Annotated in this window: 5 protein-coding genes; all 5 read right to left on the bottom strand. The window is 47.2% G+C overall.

Annotated features, from left to right (window positions below):
• Positions 1 to 248: 248 nt before the first annotated feature.
• The gene (locus Q0294_RS10805) at positions 249 to 692 is read right to left on the bottom strand and encodes a RidA family protein (RefSeq protein ID WP_299464684.1); all 444 of its coding nucleotides are present in this window, start codon (positions 690 to 692) and stop codon (positions 249 to 251) included.
• A 175-nt stretch (positions 693 to 867) separates the two neighbouring features.
• On the bottom strand, positions 868 to 1,266 hold the full coding sequence (locus Q0294_RS10800) for a YraN family protein (RefSeq protein ID WP_299464681.1): 399 nt from the start codon (positions 1,264 to 1,266) through the stop codon (positions 868 to 870).
• A 123-nt stretch (positions 1,267 to 1,389) separates the two neighbouring features.
• The gene (gene rplS / locus Q0294_RS10795) at positions 1,390 to 1,746 is read right to left on the bottom strand and encodes a 50S ribosomal protein L19 (RefSeq protein ID WP_299464677.1); all 357 of its coding nucleotides are present in this window, start codon (positions 1,744 to 1,746) and stop codon (positions 1,390 to 1,392) included.
• A 76-nt stretch (positions 1,747 to 1,822) separates the two neighbouring features.
• Positions 1,823 to 2,524, bottom strand: coding sequence for a tRNA (guanosine(37)-N1)-methyltransferase TrmD (gene trmD, locus Q0294_RS10790; RefSeq protein ID WP_299464672.1), 702 nt, complete (start codon positions 2,522 to 2,524; stop codon positions 1,823 to 1,825).
• Between the two features lie 45 nt (positions 2,525 to 2,569).
• Positions 2,570 to 3,018 (bottom strand): 30S ribosomal protein S16 (gene rpsP, locus Q0294_RS23410; protein WP_366917961.1); only part of this gene is annotated, 449 nt, incomplete at its 5' end.

Here is a 3,018-nt window from a genome sequence, read left to right as displayed (position 1 = left end):
AATATTCAGGTTGGAAATCCTTTTCGCGGGTTCGAGTGAAATCAGATCAGGTCAACTAATATAATTGAGGTCCCCTTCAACCATATCTTGTACCCGAAAGATACCAATCGACTAGTATTACACACTTTACCGGTCACTTTGTCAAGCCAATTCCCGGAAAAGCCAACTCTTACGGTAAATCCTGTTTAATTGAAAGCCATTCACAATTTGCCGTAATCGGACGAATGACCACAGAATTCAGCAGGAATTTACGCATCGATAATTTCAAAAATGGCTTCAATCTCGACTGCAACCCCTGTTGGCAGAGCGGCAAAACCGAGTGCACTGCGTGCATGATAACCATCGCCGGTCTTGCCGAACAACTCATGAAACAGATCGGAAGCGCCATTAATCACGAGATGCTGATCCGTAAAATCAGGGGTCGAACTCACACAGCCCAGCAATTTGATAACTTTTAAACCATTCAACGAACCATGTTCGTCGCGCACCGAACGTAAAATCTTGATGGCACAATCGCGGGCAGCGGCGATCCCTTCTTCCAGGCTGACATTTTCTCCCAGCCGTCCCTTCTGATCACTGACGTGACCTGAAGTAATCAGAAGATTTCCGGTCTTAATACACAGCTTGAGATAACCGGGTTCAATCGGTTCAAAAACGAGTCCCAGCTCGGCAGCTTTTTGTTCGGCAGACATAACTCAATTCCTTCATTATTAGATCGCGCCCCGTTTCAGCAGCGTGTCACCCATGGTGTTTTACTCGATCCGAAGACCTTGGAGACGCTGTAATCAACCTGGACACAGGCGAACGGTTCAGAGACGAATTCACGCTAATGTAGAGGGATCGTCTATGATTTACAATCCAGCCGGATTAAGTAAAAAACTGAAACGCGCCGGCAGGCGCAAATGCATTCTGAAAATGCTGGATTTCGGGATTTGATTGCTGTGAAGACCAGACGATTGAAACGACATCAAACCGGGCGGGACTGTGGAGCAATTGATGATTTTTGAGAAAGGAACTGGCCAGCCTTGTGAGCTGACTTTGTTTTTGGGGAGTAACGGCTTCAAAAGGCTGCCCTTTGAAATCACTTTGCCGCGTTTTGACCTCAATGAAGACAACGGTTTCACGGTCGAGGGCAATGATATCAATTTCCCCCAGATCCGTTCGATATTGCTTTGCTAAGACCGAGTACCCCTGCTGCTTAAGAAACTTAATCGCAGCTCGTTCCCCTTTATCACCCAGAAGTTTTCCAAACCATTTACCAGCCATAAGCTTTTACTTGTAAACGGACGTTGAGATAAAGGCGTCATGAATACCAGACAACCTGATGCAGCAGCGCTGAACTCAGTTCAGCGCTGCTGAAAAGTATTTCATGACGATCGACTCTTCGACTTATTTTACTTTAGCGCGGCGTTCGGTCAGACGTGTAGATTTACCAACCCGATTCCGGAGGTAATACAGCTTGGCCCGACGGACCCTGCCATGACGCAAGACTTCCAGCTTGGCGATTTTCGGTGAATTGACCGGAAAAATACGTTCCACACCCTCACCGGCAACGATGCGTCGTACCGTGAAGTTTTCACGTGATCCGCCACCGCTGCGGGCGATGACAATCCCGCTGAAAATCTGAATGCGTTCCTTGTCACCTTCCTGGATTCGGGTGTGCACATCGACGGTATCACCGATTTCAAACTGAAGCGGCTCTTCGCGAAGGCTGGACGCTTCTACCTTTTTCATTAATTCCTGCATGACTCAAGTCCTCATGGTACGTTCTGAAGTTACCTGACAAGATAGCTCAAAACGGACTGTTTACATTAAGTTTAGTTCAAATTGAATTTGATTCCGACTCAGTTAAAAGATCATTACGCCGTTCGCGGGTTCGCATGATACTCTGTTCGTGCCGCCAACGCGCGATCTCCTGATGATTTCCGCTTAACAACACTTCCGGAACTTCCATTCCACGAAAGTTTTGAGGCCGTGTGTACTGAGGATATTCCAGCAGTCCCGATTCCGAAAAGGAATCATATTTGGCACTGCTTTCATCGCCCAATACTCCGGGAATCAACCGGATCACAGTCTCAATAATCAACATGGCCGGCACTTCCCCTCCATTGGTAATGAAGTCGCCTGCCGATATTTCCATTGGATTCAGCCCAATGCGGATTCGTTCATCGAACCCTTCGTATCTTCCACACAGTAACGTCAGTTGCGATTCTTTCGATAATTCTTGAGCCAGGCTTTGATTCAACGTTCTCCCCTGCGGGGTCAACATGATCAATTTACCAGGCGCAGGAAGTACTTCCTGAACGTGTTCTATACATTGAAAAACCGTGTCACAGCCAATCAACATCCCCGGACCGCCGCCATACGGACGGTCATCTACTGAGGCGTGTTTGTCTGTTGCCCAGTCTCGAAAATTCCAACGCTGCACCTCGACTAACTGATTCTGAATCGCCCGCTTGAGCAGACCCTGCTCAAGATAGCTGTCAAATAGTTCGGGAAACAAAGTTAGAATATCAAATCGCATTGTGCTCTCTCAAAGAGCGAACTTATGTCAAAACGACTCAGAAACTTATTCTGAGGGGGTTTCTTCAGTGGTTGCACCTTCTTCGGAAGTTGCTTCTGCTGTTGCTTCGGGAGCTTCCGGCTCGGGAGCTGGAGGTTCCTTGGGAGCCATCAGAGGAGCAGGCGCAGCCGCTGTTCCAAACTTGTTCTTTTTGACTTTTTTGATCAGTGTTGCGACGTTTTCAGAAGGTTTGGCACCGACTGACATCCAGTAATCAACACGTTCCATATTAATTGCCACGCGCTTTGACTTGTCGGCAACGGATGTGTCATACGTTCCGATTTCTTCAATTGCTGCGCCGTCACGTTGTTTGCGTGAATCCATTACACAAATACGATAGAAGGGGCGATGCTTACGACCCATTCTTTTCATACGAATACGAACTGCCACTAAATTCTCCTTTTGAAACGAACTCTTACCTTTGGGAAGATAACATTTGTAATACACTGAAAACA

The sequence above is a fragment of the uncultured Gimesia sp. genome (genome assembly GCF_937919775.1).
Classification (GTDB): Bacteria; Planctomycetota; Planctomycetia; order Planctomycetales; family Planctomycetaceae; genus Gimesia.
Note: the sequence above shows the minus strand (reverse complement) of the source record. Positions and strands in the feature narration are given on the sequence as shown.

Coding starts and splice junctions, on each gene's coding strand:
- Q0294_RS10805 (WP_299464684.1), bottom strand. CDS start 692: ATGTCTGCCGAACAAAAAGCTGCCGAGCTGGGACTCGTTTTTGAACCG.
- Q0294_RS10800 (WP_299464681.1), bottom strand. CDS start 1,266: ATGGCTGGTAAATGGTTTGGAAAACTTCTGGGTGATAAAGGGGAACGA.
- rplS (WP_299464677.1), bottom strand. CDS start 1,746: ATGCAGGAATTAATGAAAAAGGTAGAAGCGTCCAGCCTTCGCGAAGAG.
- trmD (WP_299464672.1), bottom strand. CDS start 2,524: ATGCGATTTGATATTCTAACTTTGTTTCCCGAACTATTTGACAGCTAT.